This window comes from Kribbella sp. WER1 (assembly GCF_054189145.1).
The window spans coordinates 5,343,491-5,359,501 of the sequence record NZ_CM135186.1; the positions used below are offsets into that span (position 1 = coordinate 5,343,491).

The 16,011-nt window shown below is 68.4% G+C and carries 11 protein-coding genes; 9 read left to right on the top strand and 2 right to left on the bottom strand.

Translation table 11 applies throughout. From position 1 onward, the window contains the following. Positions 1 to 580 precede the first annotated feature (580 nt). The gene (locus ACXJJ3_RS25940) at positions 581 to 934 is read left to right on the top strand and encodes a hypothetical protein (protein ID WP_458164449.1); all 354 of its coding nucleotides are present in this window, start codon (positions 581 to 583) and stop codon (positions 932 to 934) included. A gap of 368 nt (positions 935 to 1,302) precedes the next feature. Here ACXJJ3_RS25940 and ACXJJ3_RS25945 read toward each other — a convergent pair whose 3' ends face one another. Continuing rightward, positions 1,303 to 3,222: a RiPP maturation radical SAM C-methyltransferase gene (locus tag ACXJJ3_RS25945; protein ID WP_458164450.1), complete on the bottom strand. Its 1,920-nt coding sequence runs from the start codon at positions 3,220 to 3,222 to the stop codon at positions 1,303 to 1,305. A 338-nt stretch (positions 3,223 to 3,560) separates the two neighbouring features. Between ACXJJ3_RS25945 and ACXJJ3_RS25950 the strand changes: the two genes are divergently transcribed. The 8 genes from ACXJJ3_RS25950 to ACXJJ3_RS25985 all read left to right on the top strand — a co-directional run bounded on the left by ACXJJ3_RS25950 (position 3,561) and on the right by ACXJJ3_RS25985 (position 14,979). Further along, positions 3,561 to 4,850 carry an aminotransferase family protein gene (locus ACXJJ3_RS25950; RefSeq protein ID WP_458164451.1) on the top strand — a complete coding sequence of 430 codons (1,290 nt, stop codon included), beginning with the start codon at positions 3,561 to 3,563 and terminating at the stop codon, positions 4,848 to 4,850. Positions 4,851 to 4,868: 18 nt separating this feature from the next. Further along, entirely contained in the window at positions 4,869 to 5,852 is a 984-nt protein-coding gene (locus ACXJJ3_RS25955; protein ID WP_458164452.1) for a TauD/TfdA family dioxygenase, read from the top strand. A 93-nt stretch (positions 5,853 to 5,945) separates the two neighbouring features. After that, complete coding sequence (locus ACXJJ3_RS25960) at positions 5,946 to 6,680, top strand: hypothetical protein (protein WP_458164453.1); 735 nt, start codon at positions 5,946 to 5,948, stop codon at positions 6,678 to 6,680. 24 nt (positions 6,681 to 6,704) lie between these two features. Then, positions 6,705 to 9,233, top strand: a complete 2,529-nt coding sequence (locus tag ACXJJ3_RS25965; protein ID WP_458164454.1) for an amino acid adenylation domain-containing protein — start codon at positions 6,705 to 6,707, stop codon at positions 9,231 to 9,233. Next, on the top strand, positions 9,230 to 10,714 hold the full coding sequence (locus ACXJJ3_RS25970; RefSeq protein ID WP_458164455.1) for a lyase family protein: 1,485 nt from the start codon (positions 9,230 to 9,232) through the stop codon (positions 10,712 to 10,714). The genes ACXJJ3_RS25965 and ACXJJ3_RS25970 overlap by 4 nt, the downstream gene beginning before the upstream one ends. Beyond that, entirely contained in the window at positions 10,711 to 11,655 is a 945-nt protein-coding gene (locus ACXJJ3_RS25975; RefSeq protein WP_458164456.1) for a GHMP family kinase ATP-binding protein, read from the top strand. Before ACXJJ3_RS25970 ends, ACXJJ3_RS25975 begins: the two co-directional genes overlap by 4 nt. After that, positions 11,652 to 13,934, top strand: coding sequence for a pyridoxal-phosphate dependent enzyme (locus ACXJJ3_RS25980; protein ID WP_458164457.1), 2,283 nt, complete (start codon positions 11,652 to 11,654; stop codon positions 13,932 to 13,934). The genes ACXJJ3_RS25975 and ACXJJ3_RS25980 overlap by 4 nt, the downstream gene beginning before the upstream one ends. A gap of 10 nt (positions 13,935 to 13,944) precedes the next feature. Further along, the gene (locus ACXJJ3_RS25985) at positions 13,945 to 14,979 is read left to right on the top strand and encodes a GntG family PLP-dependent aldolase (protein WP_458171947.1); all 1,035 of its coding nucleotides are present in this window, start codon (positions 13,945 to 13,947) and stop codon (positions 14,977 to 14,979) included. A gap of 7 nt (positions 14,980 to 14,986) precedes the next feature. Here ACXJJ3_RS25985 and ACXJJ3_RS25990 read toward each other — a convergent pair whose 3' ends face one another. Further along, complete coding sequence (locus ACXJJ3_RS25990) at positions 14,987 to 15,709, bottom strand: hypothetical protein (protein ID WP_458164458.1); 723 nt, start codon at positions 15,707 to 15,709, stop codon at positions 14,987 to 14,989. Positions 15,710 to 16,011: the final 302 nt, after the last annotated feature.

The following is a 16,011-nucleotide window of genomic DNA, read 5'->3' on the forward strand; positions in this document are numbered from 1 at the left end:
TGGTTTCGGATGAGCTTGGCCTGAACACAGCCGCCGACGGCGGAGTGCTCGGCGCCCCAGTCGCCAGGCGTCGATCCAGGTCGCTGTCACATTCCACAGAATCACCAACCAGGACCGTTATCGACCAAGCGGCTGCCTGGGGGCGCTCGCCGCATCGGTGCCGACCCTCGCAGCCTCATGGGTCATCGAGGGCGTGGCCACTTGCGGTGCCTGTTGGCATGTGTCGCATCCCGCGCGCTGGGCATGAGGTCGTGGAGGCCGCTTAGATGGACGTCCGCACTCATTCCAGCCGGTATGTCTGACCTGCTTGATGCCCGCCGAATCCTCGTCGCAGTATGCCTTCGCCACCACCCAGTTGCGCTAGACGACCCGTGAGTTATGAGGATGCGTCCACAGGGGTCACCGAGGAGATTCTGAGCGGTTCCCCGAGGGGCGTCCTGTTGGCCCGGGCGCAATTGCGCAGGCCTTGCTGGTCGCCGTTTGGACGCGTCACGAACTCTCGTACGACTGGAACCCGAACTGCGCCTGGTACCGGGATGGGACCGGTGATTTCGTGCCCGTGCGTTTCGGAGGATTCCTCGTGATGACGTATCCCTCTCCTCTGCGCAGAAGCTGGGCCTCGCTGCCGTGGGGACGTGGCGTTCGTGCAGACCTTGAAAATCTCGCCACACTCAACATCGCGTCGTTCCGCGCCGGCGCCGCTACGGGGGCGCACGTCGAGCCTCTGCGGCACCCGACAGCGCTCACTCCCATCCCGAACCGGGACTTCGACGACTACGTCTACGATCTCGACGAGCAGCTGCGCCTCAGCGGACGTCGCTTCCGCCGCCGGCGGCGATGCCTGTCGGCCCTCAAGGCGGACCACACCTCGGTCGAGGCAGCGCCCCTCAACCTGGTCTCAGCGGAGACCGCGATCCGGGTCTGGCGCATGTAAGACGCCTGGGCCGCCGGGCGCGAGGAGTCCGCGACGCTCGAAGCCGAGCGGCGCGGGCTGACCAGGGCCCTTGAGAGGCGCGCCGAGGGCGGACTGGGGTGCGTGGGCCTAGATGTCGAGGGGTCACTGCGCGGCTTCGCCATTGGCGACGTGTTTCGGCGACTAGTCCACTGGGCGCCTCATGAAGGCTGAACACGACAGCGACATCCCGGCCGCAACCATGCACGCCCAGTTAGCGGCCGCACACGACGCGGGCGCGACCACGATCAACATCGGCTACGACGGCGGGATTGCCAACCTCCGCTGCGCCAAGGACCAACCCGAACCATCAGCGGATGGCCCTGATGGTGAGGCTCACCGCGCAGCGGTCACGGCAGCGCTGCACTTGGGGACGCCAGCTGGAGCAGCACCCGGTTGTCCTCGTCGGTCTCCTCCTCCGGCACATCGAGGACCACGAGGCTGATGATCCGGCTGTCCTCCTCGAACAGCATGCCGTGCTCACGCAGCAGCGCGAGCCGTGCCTGACGACCTCGCTCGAGCCCTCCGCGCATCAACGACTCCTCGGTGACGGGGGACGCCAGCCGCTCCAGCAGCCCGAGCATGGTCTCGTCCACGGGAAGCTTCCGGGCGGACCCCGAACGCGTGTCGAGGATCCAGCGGTTCCCCTCGCCACCGACGCGCAGCTCAAGTACCGGCCTTACCCCTCCGTCGGTCGCCGCCCGCCTGACGAGCCAGTGCTCGACGAGCTTGTTGACTACTCCAACATAGGCGAGCGACGAGTCCTGGTAGGCGCCGGCTCCGCGGTCACGGAAGAAGTACGCCAGCTCCCGCAGATCGTCGGGGGGGAGCGGAAACGCCTTCTCGTAGAAGTCCATCGGGACGAGGTCCAGACCGTACTTGTCGGGATCGGTGAAGTAGGGACTGTAGCGGTCGAACCGGACGAGGAAGGCGGCCTGCGGCGGAGGCAGGTGCGTCAGCTTTGGGATGTCCGCGACGTACTTGCGGTAGACCTCCTCACTCTCACCCGGGAAGCCCATCAGCAGATTCCACTCGGGGGTGATCCCGTTGCGCACGCAGTTCTTCAGGAACTGGATGTTCAAGAACGCCGTCGTGCCCTTGCCCATGAGCTTGAGAGTCTCGGTGCAGATGGACTCGATGCCGGGCTGCACCCGGGTCACCCCGACGCGTGACATGGCGGCCATGTCCTTGGCGCTCAGGGGAAGCTTGACCTCGTAGAACACCGGGGGGCCGTCCGGCCGCTCGGGCAGCTTCGCGAACACGTCGCGCGGGAAGTTCTTGGGCAGGATGTTGTCGGTGCACGAGAAACCCCTCGCCCGGTCGCTCAGGCCGAACAGCCAGGCGAACTGGCGCAGCGCCACGTCGGGCGACATCGCGCGGTAGCCCATGCCGAGTCCGTTGAGCCCGCAGAAGGTGCAGTGCGAGCGCTGGCCCCACCAGCAGCCCCGCGAGGTCTCGAACATCAGTTCCGGCTTCGCGTCGGGGTCTGCGCTCAGCTCGCCGCGCACCCGGTCGAAGGCGTCGAGATAGCCGGAGTAGTCGGGCTCGAAGAAGTCGTCGATGTCGCGATCCTTGCCGACAGCGGCGACCGTGACAGGGTCACCGACGTTCGACGACGTGACCACACCTTTGATGCCGTCGACAGCATCGAGTCTTCCTTCGAGGTGGAGCCGGACAAACTCGGGGAAGGTGTGTAGAGCCGGTCCGGAGAAGATCGCGTCGATCTCGGGAACGTTGCGCGCCAAGACCGAGCCCATCGGAGCCTCGCAGTTGGCACCGCCGATCACCGCCACCGCGTCCGGGTTCCGGTCCTTCACGACGCGGGCCATCGCCAGGGACGCGTTGGTCTGGGCGAACATCGAGGTGAACCCGATGATGTCGGAGTCGGCGAGCGCGTACTGGTCGCACAGCTGGTCGAGGAGTTCCGGGAGCCCGGCCCGGAGGTCCAGCAGACGCGCCCTGAACTCGCTCCTCTGGGGCCCGGTGTAGTAGCGGTCGAAGTAGGAGCCCTGATTGTCCTCGGCGTCGGGGAAGGCCATGCCTCGGAACATCCACTCGCCGAGACCGGTGAGGAGGTGCTGGACGTTCCCCGTGATCTCCTCGTAGGTCTCGGCGCCCAGGTAGCGGGCGACGTCAAGGTTGAGGGAGTGGACCGACACGTCGATCTGGTCGCCGAACTCCCGCCGGGTCAGCGCGGCGAGCTGACTGAGCGCGAACGACGGTCGGTCCCAGTCGGCGAACGGCATGTTGACGAGACTGATCTTGAGCATGCTGATCCTCGGTCCTGTTGTTCCGAAAGGCTCGGACGCGCACCGACCACCCCGCGTCGGATCGGTTCGGGTGCATCCGGGGCGAGGGTCGCCCTAAAGAGCGCGCGAGGTACCCAGCACCGATCAGACATCACCTCCTGGGGGCTGCGTCCTGCTACCTGATAGGACTGCAGACCCTCACTGCTCGGGCATCGTGGGCGTCGACAGGAGGTGGTGATCGGGATGCTGTCGGCCTCCTGTGCATCGCACTGCCGACCACGCCACCGGCCAGTCCAAACCTGTCATGCCGCGAAGCCGGCCACGGTCTCTGCCCAGCTCGAGCATGGAGAGTGAATGCGATGTCGGATACCACCCGGGCCAGCGTTCTCTGGCGTCCCTGGACGCCCATCACGCAGCAGGCGCACTCACTGCGGATCGTCGAGGCACACGGCAACCGCGTCCGCGACGAGGACGGCAAGTGGTACGTCGACGCCATCTCCGGGGTGCTCAACGCCTCTTGCGGGCACGCACACCCGAAGCTCATCGACGCGGCGACGCGGCAAATGGGCCAGCTCGTGCACTACGACCCCATGGTGACCAGCCACGACCCGGCCGAGACGCTTGCGTCGCGCCTCGCGGACATCCTTCCGGGCGAGCTCAACGAGACGCTCCTGCTCAACAGCGGCTCCGAGGCGACCGAGGCCGCCGTACGGATCGCGCTGCAGTACTGGCGCAATCTCGGCAAGAGCCGGAACCGCGTGATCACCTTCGAGGCCGGCTACCACGGCTCGACCTTCCTGTCCCAGAAGCTCTCCGGCCTGCCGTTCACAGTCAGTGAGTGGACCGAGCCATTCCCGATCGACCGGGTGCCGCTGCCGGCACCCGCGAGCTCTATGCAGACGCAGGAGGCAGCCGATGCGCTGGTCGCCGGCTTCGAGCAGGCCTTGCGGTCCGGGCCGCCTGCCGCTGCAGTGATGGTCGAGCCGCTGCTCGGCCTCGGCGGATGCGTCGTGCTCCCGTCCGGCTTCTTGTCCCGGCTCCGCAGCCTGTGCGATGAGTACGGGGCGCTTCTCATCCTCGACGAGGTCTTCTGTGGCTTCGGGCGGACGGGGCGCATGTTCGGCTTCGAGCACGAGGGCATCGCGCCCGACCTCGTCACGATGAGCAAGGGAATCAGCGGGGGCTACCTACCGCTGGCCGCGGTGACGGTGACCTCCCGAATCAAGCAGTCATTCCTCTCGGAGCCGCTCGTCCAGGGCCTGCGCTATGGACACACAACGGGCGGCCACGCGGTCGCCGCCGCGGTCGCCAACACCGTGCTGGACGTGATGTCCGAGGAGGGCCTTGTCGAGAACTCAGCCGCCCAGGGGCGCCGCCTGCTTGAGGGACTCGGCCGGTTCACCGGGTCGTCGCTGGTGACTGGCGTACGCGGGCTCGGGCTGGTCGTGGCGCTCGAGGCGTCCAGTGTGGATGCCGGCGAGGCGATCGCCGTGACGATGGCGGCCGAGGGCGTGATGGCGCGCCACGAACGTGGAGTCATCCGGATCGCGCCGCCGCTCACCATCAGCACCGAGGAGACCGACCAGATCATCGATGCAGTCAGGGTGGCGATCGGACAGGGCGCCGCTGCGGCCCAACCGGTCCGCTGAGGGAAGAGAGTTGACTGAATGAGCGGGAGCGCACCCGCGCTGCCCGGGGCTGGCGGTGCGTCGCGAACCGGTATCGAACTCACTCTTCTGGAGGCCCCGGCCGGTGACCCGATGGGCTGGCTGACAACCGAGGCGCCGATGGTCCTGGACCGCGTAGGACGGCAGGGCGCGGTCGTCGTACGCGGGCTGCAGATCGGTAGCCCGAAGGACCTCGCGGCGACGCGGGACGCGCTGGGCCACGTGCCCCACCGCGCCACCGAGCACTTCGCCCCCCGCGAGGACCGCGCGGGCGGGATCATGACGCCGTTCAGCTGGCCCAGGGATCGCGAGTTGTGCCCGTCGCAGGAAGGATCCTGCAGCCTGGCGCACCCTGCGCTGGTGCTCACTGCATGCGCCCGACTGCCGCGCTCCGGGTCACAGCACTACGTCAGCGATGTACGGCGCCTGCCCGAGGTGCTACCCGACGAGCTCGTCGAGAGGCTCCGCGCCTTCGGCTGGACGGTGGCCCGGACGTTCCACGAGGGGTTCGGGATGTCATGGCAGGACGCGTTCGGCGTAATGACGCGCGAGGAGCTCGAGCAGGTGCTCGCCCGCGAGGAGATCGATGCGACATGGCTGCCCGATGGCGCACTGCGCACTACACGGCACCGCTCGGCTTTCGTCGATCATCCGGGCACCGGCGAGTCATGCTGGTTCAACGATCTCGCCTTCTTGAACACCGGCAGCCTGGACCCCACCGAGCGGGAGGTCATGAGGCGCGCCTTCGGGCAGGACCTGCCGATGGAGACCACCTTCGGGGACGGCCAGCCCCTCTCGACCGGTGAGCTGACGACTATCCAGGCGGGCTACACAGCCGTACGCCGTGAGGTGACCTGGCAGGAGGGCGACGTCCTCGTCGCGGACAACCTGCTGAGCGCGCAGGGCCGTCCGCCGCTCGTCGGTTCGCCCGAGCTCCTGGTCGCTATCGCGGACCGCCGCGCCGCGCCCCCGACACCGACATGACCCTCGGGTGCCAGGGACGCACCGGCTCGTCCGACGTGGTACGGCGCCCCACATCCAGCGAACAAGCACCACAGACGTACGAGGAGTAGAGAAATGGCGCAGATCAGAACCGGTGCCAGCCTGCGGGAAATCAAAGACCAGCTCGACGTGGTCGTGGACAAGTCCGACACAGCCGGCTTCGGGGCGACCCTCTCGGTCCTCCGCGGCCTAGCCGCACCGACCGAGCTGAGGAGCATGCTCGGGCAGATCATTGCCGACGAGCACCAGTTGGCCGAGATCGCAGCCCGGTCCTACTACCACGCCAACAACTTCCTGAAGCTCGTGCTGATGGCCGGCGACACGAACCCGTGGAAGCTGCGCCTTCACGTGTGGCACCCGCAGCCTGATGTGACCGACGAGATTACCGAGGACGTCCACTCCCACCGCTGGGACTTCACGACCGCGCTGCTGGCCGGCGAGTACTGCGCGCGGGAGTTCCGGGTCGATGACGCCGGCGAGGAGCACCATCACCTGAAGTACCTCCCGGTGGGTGCCGACGAGTCCTACAGCTTGGAGCCGCACGGCACGGCCCGGCTGCTCAAGGTCTTCGAGGCTGTGCTCCCCGCCGGCACGGTGTATCGCATCAACCACGAGGTGCTGCACAACATCTCCCGCTCCGGCGGCGGTGCGGCGGCATCGCTGGTTCTCCAGCGGCCGGCCGTCACCGAGTTCACCAACGTCTACCGCCGATCCGCGGTGGAGACCGAGGACAAGGTCGCGGTCAAGGTTGAGCGCCCGGGTCCGGCAGATCTGCGCGAGGAGCTCACCCGGTTCCTGGCCTGGTTCTGAGTCGCCAAACTAGAGGAGAACGTCGTGACGGAGCAGCTCGAGGCAGCACAGAGCTCGCAGACGCGGGGAGTCGGTCCGCAAAGACCGTTGCCTGGCCTCCGCGCGCACGAGCTGTTCGAGGAGTGGGCGCGGAGGACGCCGGACGCAACGGCCGCGGTGCACCGCCACGAGCGGTGGACCTACGCCGGCCTCGACGCGGCCGCTGACCGTGTCGCGGGCGCGCTGCACTCGGCAGGCCTGCGGCCCGAGGGTGTTGTCGCTGTGTGTAGCGAGCGGACGCTAGAGTGGCTCGCCGCCATCATCGGCATCTTCAAGGCCGGCGGCGTGTACTTGCCGATTGAGCCCGCCTACCCGGACGAAAGGATCGCCGAGCTTCTCCGACGCTCGTCATCGACCCACGCCCTGCTGGCGGACGACGTCCCACCGCAGACCTTCCGCGAGGTGGGGGTCAGTGTCCTGCCCGTGGCGCCGGACGCGGGGGCTTCACCACGGCCGGCGGTCACTGTCTCGGAGTCCGATCTGGCGTACATCTACTTCACTTCCGGCTCCACAGGCGAGCCCAAGGGCGCTGCCTGCGAACACGCAGGCATGCTCAATCACCTGCTGGCCAAGATCGAGACCTTCGACCTGGGTCCGGGCTCGGTGGTCGCTCAGACGGCCTCGCAGAGCTTCGACATCTCGCTCTGGCAGGCCTTCGCGCCGCTGCTCGCCGGCGGGTCGACCCTGATCGTCGACCCCAAGGCCGTCCTTGACGTGCCGGCATTGCTGAGGCTGCTGTCGGAGGAGAAGGTCGCGGTGCTGCAGGTCGTGCCGAGCTACCTCGATGTGGTGGTCACCAGGCTAGAGGCGGGCGACCAGGTGCCGGGCACCCTGCGGATGCTCGGCGTCACCGGCGAGGCGGTCACCGCCGCCGTCTTGCGCCGTTGGTTCGCCCACTGCCCCGCGATCCCCGTGGTCAACGCCTACGGCGCAACCGAGGCCTCCGACGATACAACGCACGAGGTGATCACCGGGGTCGCCGGTGACGATCTGGTCAGCGTCGGCGTGCCGATCGCCAACGTCCTGGTCGACGTGGTCGGTCCCGACGGGCTGCCGGTCAACGACGACAGCGTCGGAGAAATCACCTTCTCCGGCGTGTGCGTCGGACGCGGGTACGTCAACGACCCCGTCCGGACGGCCGAGGCCTTCGAAGACGACCCCGTGCGCGCCGGACTACGCCGCTACCGCAGCGGCGACTACGGGCACTGGCTGGCCGACGGGCGACTGCGGTTCATCGGCCGTCGCGACGAGCAGGTGAAGATCAGCGGCATGCGTGTGGAGGTCGGCGAGGTCGAAGCGCAACTGCTGCGCGTCCCCGGCGTCCGTACGGCGTGCGTGATCGTCATGCCGGACGGCTCGAGCAAGCGCCTGGCCGGCTTCTACACTGCGGCGTCGCCGCTGGGGGACGTTTCCGAGTTACTCGCCGAGCTCGTGCCACAGCACCTGGTCCCGCGTACGTTGCGGTGGATGCCCGAGCTGCCGCTGACCGACAACGGCAAGGTGAACAAGCGCGCGTTGGCGGACCTGGAAACCGGGTGCGCGACGGGCACCAGCGTCACGCCCCCGCAGAACCTCCTCGAGCGCCGCATCGCGACGGCCTGGGCTGAGGTGCTCGGTGTTCCACTCGACGAGATCGACCGCAACGACAATTTCTTCGAGCGCGGAGGAGGGTCCCTCGCCAGCATCCGGCTGGTGGTCCAGTTGGCTGGGCTCGTGTCGCTAGTGGACCTGATGAAGCACCCCGTGCTGGCCGACCTCGCGGCGGCGGTGCAGCAGCCGCAAGACGGCGGCTCCCTTCTCCAGCCCCTCGCCCGACCCGACGCTGCCTCCGCTGCTCTTGTATGCCTGCCCTACGAGGCCGGCAACGCCCTCAACTTCGATGCACTCGCACACGCGGTCGCCCGGGACGACCTGTCGGTCTGGGCCGCCGAGCTGCCGGGCCACGACATCGCGCGTCCTGACGAGCAACTGTGCGACATCGACGAACTGGCCCGTCGGCTGAGCGAGGAGATCCTCGACCGAGTGGCCGAGCCAGTCATCCTCTGGGGGCACGGCGCAGGAAGTGCCTTGGCGCACGCTACCGCAGCCTGCCTGCAAACCGCCGGTGCCGCTCTCCGACATATCGTCATCGCGGCCGGTGCCGGGGACCCGGCTGACAGCACTGCCGACATCGGCAAATGGATGCGCGAGGCCGGTGCGCTCACCGACGTCGACCGCGCCCGGTCGATCCACGTCGAGATCATCGAGCGCGCGTTCCGCCACGATGTGGACCAGGCCGAGACCTACTACGGCGATGCCGGGCGCCAGCCGGTCAACACGCCCACCACTGTTGTCGCCGTGCCCCGAGCCCCCGGTGAGCGTGAGGTGGGAGCCGAGCTCACCGGACTCTTCCCCCTGGCGCGGTTCATTCCGTTGAAGGAAATGGACCGCTATTTCGTGCGCGCCCGGGCGGCCGACGCCGCCGCGCTCGTCCGGGACTTGCTCACACCTCTCGGAGAGGGCATGGCTCCATGAGCGTATCCGGGCGCCTGACCGCCACGCCTGGCGACTTCGTGCGACGTACGTTCCTCGAGCCCCAGCTCAGCCACGAGCTGGAGCATCTGCTGCCGTGGTACATCCTCATTGAGAAGGCCCTGCTGGCCGAGTACCACCGTATGGGGGTGTTGTCCTCGGGGGAAGTGATCAGCCTGACAGCAGGCCTGCGCGGGTTGACGCAGGAGAGCGTCGCCGCCCGGGCCGACGACTCGCTCACCGACATCGCTCTGGCGATGGAGGCCGAGGTCCTTGCCGGCGCCGGCCCCGTACCGGCGTGGCACGTGGACCGCAGTCGCAACGACCTGCAGGCGTGCGCACAGCTGATGCATGTACGCGACCAGGTGACGACGGTGGCCGCAGGCTTCGGCCGGCTGGCGCAGGCGGCACTCAGGCGTGCGGGCGAGGACGTCACCTCCCCGATGCCCGGCTACACCCACCTCCAGGCCGCGCAGGTGGTGAGTCCGGGATTCTGGCTCTCCGCCCTGGCCGAGCACGCGCTGGCGACATCGTCGCGCATGCTCTCGACCTACGACCGCATCAACCTCTCGCCGCTCGGGGCCGGACCGATGGCCGGCCAGGACTTGGCGTGGGACCGGCACCTACTGGCCGAGGCGGTCGGCTGCACCGCCCCCGCCCCACATGCGTTGGCCGCGGTGGCCTCGAGATCGTGGCTACTGGACGTCGCTGCCGACCTGTCCACCGCGGGTGTGGGTCTCAGCCGTTTCCACACGGACCTCATGGCCTGGCTCTCCAGTGCGTACGGCCTCGTCGAGCTGCCTCACGACCTGGCCGGCATATCGGCATCCATGCCCCAGAAGAAGAACTACCCGATCCTTGAGCGGCTGCGCGGCGGGACGGCGCACCTCGTGGCGTTCTACGTCGACCTCGCCACTGGCCAGCGCAACACGGCGTATAGCAACAGTGTCGAGGCGTCGAAGGAGGCGGGGCGGCATGCGAGCGCCGCCTTCGCCGATGCGCGAGCCGTCGTGGACGGGACCGCCCTCGTCGTGGACCGCCTCCAATGGCGCGTGGACACGATGCGTGCATGGTGCGAGCGGGACCACTTCGGCGGGTTCAGCCTCGCCAACCAGCTCACCCTGCGGGCTGGTGTCCCGTGGCGGACAGCCCAGGTTGTCGCAGGGCGCTACATCGTCGCCGTCCTCGAGCAGAACGGGGGCCGCCATGACGCCCGGCTGCTGAGCGACGTCTGTTATGCGGCCGGCTACCCGCTTGAGGACGCTGGGTCGTTCCTCGACGCATCCCTCGACGTCGACGGTCAGCTGGCGAGCAAAGCGTCGGCCGGTGGGACGGGTCCCGACGCAGTACGGGCTTTGCTGGACAGCCAGCATGAGCGCCGGGTTGCCCTGGAGCGCGAGTGGGCTGTGCGAACGTCGGCGGTGGACGCGGCCGTGGCCAGGACGGACGCGGCGCTCGACGCGCTGGCAGGGCGCCGCGCATGACCCGTCAGCTGCTCCGATCCAAGCGACCCCGGCCGGCCGGGCGGGCCCGTGGCTCGGGAGTCAGCTCGGTCTTCGGCACCTTTGGTGAGCTGCTGCAGGGTGCGTTGCCCGAGGGTCCCGACTTCCTGGTTACGCTCCCGATCGCCCGCTGGTCCACAGCCAAGTTCGAGTACGAAGGCGCCCGCGAGGGCATCGAGACCTCGCCTACGACGAAGACCAAGGCCCAGCGGGTCGCCGAGGCGGTGCTCGCCCGGCATGGTGCGGGCGGTGGTGGGTCGCTGCAGCTCAGCGGGACCCTTCCTGAGGGTCGCGGCCTGGCGAGTTCCTCAGCCGACTTGGTGGCGACTGCCCGAGCCGTCGCGAGGGCCATCGGCGTCGACATGCCGCCCGCGCTCGTCGAGGACCTGCTGAGACCGATCGAACCGACCGACGGCGTGATGTATCCCGGCGTGGTCGCCTTCGACCACCGCGACGTCGTGCACCGGCGCAGCCTCGGCGTGCTGCCGCCCATGACCATCGTCGGCATCGACGAGGGCACGCCCGTCGACACGGTCGCGTTCAACGCGATTTCCAAGCACTTCACCGACCGCGACCGCAAGGAGTACGCCGCCCTACTCACCGACCTCGGCCCGGCCGTGCTCGCTGCGGACACTCTCACCATCGGTCGCATCGCCACGCGCAGCGCATACCTCAACCAGCGGCTGTGCCCCAAGCGGTCGCTCCACGCGATGACCGCCCTCAGTGCGGAGGTCGGCGGGGTGGGCGTCGTCGCCGCGCACAGCGGCTCAGCCATTGGGCTGCTGCTCCCCCAGCACCTCCCTGACTACCGCGCTCGGCTGGCCGAGGCGATCACGCGTTGCCGGTATCTGGGCCACGGCCAGAAGCTGCTGGTGTGCCAGACCCTGGACTTCGACTCCGCCAACATTGGAGCAGAACTGTGAAGTACGACGACCTCGTCGATGCGATCGGCCGCACCCCCGTGGTTCGCCTGCGCACTGGTCCGTCGACCGCGGCGGTCTACGCCAAGCTGGAGATGCAGAATGTCTTCGCCATGAAGGACAGGGTCGCCAAGCGCGTAGTCTTCGAGGCACGCGCCAACGGTCTGCTGCACGTCGGTGCGCCGATCCTCGAGAGCTCCTCAGGCACGATGGCGCTCGGGCTCGCGCTGGTCGGCACGTTGCTCGGCCACCCAGTCCACATTGTGACCGACCCGCGGATCGACGAGATCACCCTGGCCAAGCTCCGTTCGCTCGGCTGCTCCGTGCACGTCGTCGACGCAATGACATCCCACGGCTGGCAGAGTGCGCGGCTGGCCCGCCTTGCCGAGCTGATGGCTGAGCACGACGATGCGTTCTGCCCACGCCAGTACTACAACCCGCAGAACCCGCTCGCATACAGCGCGCTGGCCGACGAACTGCTCGCCGACCTCGGCCGCGTCGAAGTGCTCGTCGGCGCGGTCGGGAGCGGTGGCTCCCTGTGCGGCACGGCGCGCGCCCTGCGACGTGCACAACGAGCAGCGGGCATCACCGATCCCGTGCGTGTCATCGGCGTGGACGCCGTGGGCAGCGTCCTGTTCGAGCAGCCCGACCACCCCGGCCGGAGACAGAGCGGTCTGGGCAACAGCTTGATGCCGGGCAACCTGAGCCTTGCAGAGATCGACGAGGTGCACTGGCTCAACGACCACGAGGCGTTCACCGCCACCCGTGAGCTCGCCCGGGACGAGTGCCTGTTCGCCGGCAACTCTTCGGGGTCGGTATACCAGGTGCTCCGGCACGTGGCGCTGACGCTTCCGGAGGGCGCCACAGCGGTCGGCATCTTCCCCGACCGTGGCGACCGCTACGTCGACACCATTTACTCCGACGACTACTGGGACCGGGTTGATCTGCGGTCCCTCCCGATCCGTCCCGAGCCGGAGCAGGTCGCTTATGGCACGGAGGTGGCCCAGTGGTCGTGGGCCACGGTAGCCTCGCCACCCCGACGGCGGGTGCTGTTCGTCGAGTCCAACACCACCGGTACCGGGATACTCGCGATGCAGCGCGTCCGCGAGCTGGGCCTAACCCCGGTGCTGCTGACCAGCTCCGCGACACGCTATCGGGGCGTCGCGGAGACCGACTGCGAGATCGTGCGGTGCGACACCAACGACCAGGCTGCGCTGTCGGAAGCCGTGCATGAGGCATTCGACCCACAGGAAGTGGCCGGGGTCACCACGACCAGCGAGTTCTACCTCGAGGCCGCGGCCGTGCTCGCGGCGGAGCTCGGTCTGCCGGGCAACCCACCCGAGGCCGTACGCCGCTGCCGAGACAAGTCCGAGACGAGGAAATCGCTCACTGCCGCGAGTCTTCCCCAGCCCGTGTCGGTCCGTGTCGGCACCGCTGGAGACGTCGCCGCCGCCGTGGCGCGTACCGGACTGCCGTGCGTGGTCAAGCCCGTCGCCGACTCGGCGTCGACCGGCGTCCTGTTGTGCGAGACCGTAGAGCAGGCCAGCGAGCAGGTCACCCTCCTCCTAGGCCTCATGCACAACGTGCGGATGCAGCCGCAGCCCTGCGGGGTGCTCGTCGAGCAGTTCGTGGAAGGCGCGGAGCTCAGCGTCGAGACGGTCTTCGTCGACGGCCGTTGCCACGTCGTCGGCATCACGAGGAAGGGCCTATCACGTCGTCCGGTCTTCGTGGAGCTGCGCCATGCGTTCCCCGCCGCGCTCGACGAGATCACTGCGCTTGAGGTCAGGCAGGTCGTGACCGAGGCACTCGCGGCGACCGGGATCGGCCACGGGGTGTGCCACACCGAGCTACGGCTGGCTGAAGCCGGCCCCACCGTCATCGAGATCAACGCCCGCCCGGCCGGAGGCATGATCCCCGAGCTGATCAGGCTCGCCGGCGGCGCCGACCTGCTCGACCAGCAACTGAGGGCGGCGGCTGACCTGCCGATAGCCATCGGGGACCTCCCCACCAGGACGACCGGCATCGCGTTCATCACCAGCACCAGCGACGGCGAGGTCTCCACGATCGACGGCCTCGAGGAGGCACGGAGCCAGGAGGGTGTCGCGGCGGTGCACACGAGCTGCCGACCCGGGGACCGCATCCGCGCCGCCGTCGACGCCTACGACCGGTTGGGCCACGTGATCGCCACCGGGGAGTCGGTCGAGCAAGTCGACCGCACCCTCGACCTGGCACTGGCCGGCATCACTGTCCGGCTGAGCGACGACCGAGTGAGGACCCACTGACTTGATCGAGATGCGGAGCGACACCTTTACGCTGCCCACCCCCGAGATGTTCACCGCCATGACCCTGGCCGACCTTGGCGACGACGTCTACTCCGAGGACCCGACCGTCAAGCGACTCGAGGAGCTTGCGGCCGAGCGGGTCGGCAAGACCGACGCCTGCCTGATGCCCAGCGGCACGATGGCCAACCTGACCGCGATGATGGCGCACGTCCCGCGGGGCGGTAAAGCAATCGTCGGGGACGAGAGCGACATCTACCTCTACGAGGCGGGCGGGGCGAGCGTATGTGGCGGGATTGTCTATGAGCCCATCCATACCCAGCCGGAAGGAACGCTCGAACTCGCCGACCTCGAAGCGGGCTGGCCACCCGACCTCGACGACTCGCAGTTCGCTCTCCCCGGCCTGATCTGCCTTGAGAACACGCACAACCGCATGGGCGGGCGGGTGCTGGCCCCCGGCTACCTGGACGACGTACGGCGCCTGGCGAACGAGAGAGGGGTTCCGGTGCATATGGACGGAGCCCGGATTTTTCACGCAGAGGTCGCCAGCGGGGTCCCTGCGGCGGAGATCGCCCGCGTCGCCGACTCTCTCCAGTTCTGCCTGTCCAAGGCGCTCTCCGCGCCGATCGGGTCGATCCTCGCGGGGGACCGCGAGGTTATCGCCCGGGCGCGTCGGCTGCGCAAGATGCTCGGCGGCGGCATGCGCCAGGCCGGCGTGGTCGCTGCCGCCGGCATCGTGGCCCTGACCTCGATGGTCGACAGGCTTGCCGAGGACCATGCCCTGGCCGCGTGCCTCGCCCAGCGGCTGGCCGAGGTCGACGGGATCGACATCGACGCGAGCTCGGTCGTGACCAATATCGTGCTGTTCCGAGTGACCGCCGGCGACCTCGACGAGAATGCCGTCGTCGGCTTGGCCCGTGAGCGTGGCCTGGCCATCGGCGAATTCGGCCATGGCCGTATCCGCGCGGTGACGCATCGCGGCGTCGGGCCGGCAGACGTGCGCGACGCGGCCGACATCCTCGCCGGCATCGTCAAGGAGGCCGGCTGACCCGGTCTCAGGCAGATCGAGGCAACTGGGGGAGCAGGTCGAGGTGCTCATCGGACACCAAGTCGAAGCGCAGGGCGAATGCGACGAGCGCCTCCCGTTTGGAGTGCCTCCGACCATCGTCGTCGTACTTCGCCCAACGGGTGACTGGGATCTTCTGCTCCACCAGGTAGTCGATGTGGTAGTTGATGCTGCTGCGGCTGGCCAGGCTGAACAGATCGGTGCCCCGCAGTCGCGCCACGACCTCCTGCACCGACGGGACGGCCGCCATGGAGTTGCCGCGCAGCCGTGGCTCGCACAGCGCGACGAGCACTGCGAAGTACTTGCTGGACTTGTCCAGGCGCGGTAGCGGGCCGCTGCCGTCGTCGGTTGCGCGCTCGACGTCCAGCATCGGCGGCTCCGGACCAAACGCCTTGAGCTCGAAGACGTCCATCCCAGCCGGAATGAGGATGCGAGACATCTCGAATGGGACCGGCACTCCCATATGCCGCGGGCGGGCCTTGACCAGCTCGCTGCCGCCTTCGAGGTTCTCGATCACGAACGTTGTGCTGGTGGTGAAGTTCGAGATGATCAGTCGGTCGTCTTCGACCTCCAAGGAGCCGACGCGGGGCAAGGCGCCGGGCTTGCATCTTCCCGAGGAGAGGTCGCGTCCGAAGTCGACGGACTCACCCTCGCACAGGTCGACGCGGCGTCGGGTCGGGCTGTCGTCGCCGACGCCGGCCGGTCTGTGCACCCATGTGATTGTCGCGATTGGTCGGACGGTCGGCTCCGCACTGCTTGCCGCCGCTCTCGTCGCCGGAAGCGCCCGCGTCCTGATGGCGCTGCCGCAGTCCGACACGGAGACGACCGGCGGTGGCGCCGCCGTGCGTGCACTGGTAGGCAGAGATTTCTCCATGGGTGGCTCCCCCTGGGCGGTGGTTCGGCCCGATTCGTCGCAAACTCAACATCTACCGAGACCCCAAGCCCCGGCTCGGCTGATTCGCCAAAAACGTAACAGCGTCAGCGGCTCGGCGTCGCGACACTCGCGATGCTTTG